Here is a 932-nt window from a genome sequence, read left to right on the forward strand (position 1 = left end):
GTATTGTACTATTTTGTTTTTAATTGAATATAACTTAGTGAAACGAATAATACTAACCAAAAGGATAGTTTTAAACCCTTTTGGTTAGTAAATTTACAAACAAAAGGAACTTATTTTATAAACTTTTGTTTTTAAATGAGATTATTTCTAACCAAAAAGGAAGGTTTTTTGGTTAGTCTTTTTGTTAGAGAGATACACATGACTTTTAAAAGCAGACTTCAGCTTTTATGGCCTGATTCGACGTTGGAAGAAATAGCCTCCAAGATAGATATGTCCTACATGGGACTTAATAAGGTATTCGCAAAAGATGGACTGCCGAAAGCCGAAACACTCATAAAAATTCAAGATGTTACGGGCTGCGACCTCAACTGGTTGCTGACAGGCAAGGGCGTGCCATACCTTGACCGCGCCCGTTCTGAGAATGCCGGAGCCTTCCCCGTATCCGATACCGGCGCAGGCGCGGTCGATACGCTCGGCAATCCCGTCGATTTGCGTGAATTCGTCTTTATTCCACGGTACAGCGTCGAAGCCGCAGCAGGGCATGGACAAACCGTAAGCGATGAAAAACCCTTATTCTGCATGGCTTTCCGCCGCTACTGGATAGAAAACTACGTTACCCGGCAAACAGACAAACTCTCCGTAATCGCCGTGAAAGGCGATTCTATGGAAGGCATCCTGAACCACGGCGACAACATCCTAATCAACCACACCGAAACCGAGCCGCGCGACGGCCTGTACGTCCTACGCATAGGAAACGACCTTTTCGTAAAACGCGTACAACGGATGCCGGGCAAATTATTAGTCACATCCGCCAACCCCCATTACGCCCCTTTTGAAATTGACCTTACAGCCGACAATACCGACATCGCCATCATCGGCCGCGTCGAATGGTTCGGCCGTTCCGTGAACTGATTTTAAAAACCTCTTAAAAC

General features: G+C 45.3%; 1 protein-coding gene. It reads left to right on the forward strand.

The genetic code is table 11. The features are described from left to right. The first annotated feature begins 198 nt into the window (after positions 1-198). Positions 199-912: a S24 family peptidase gene (locus HMPREF3066_RS07340; RefSeq protein ID WP_070441674.1), complete on the forward strand. Its 714-nt coding sequence runs from the start codon at positions 199-201 to the stop codon at positions 910-912. Positions 913-932 lie beyond the last annotated feature (20 nt).

It is taken from the genome of Neisseria sp. HMSC03D10 (assembly GCF_001807625.1).
GTDB lineage: Bacteria > Pseudomonadota > Gammaproteobacteria > Burkholderiales > Neisseriaceae > Neisseria > Neisseria mucosa.

Bases quoted from the DNA above. Each gene is read 5' to 3' on its own strand.
- HMPREF3066_RS07340 (WP_070441674.1), top strand. From the start codon at position 199: ATGACTTTTAAAAGCAGACTTCAGCTTTTATGGCCTGATTCGACGTTG.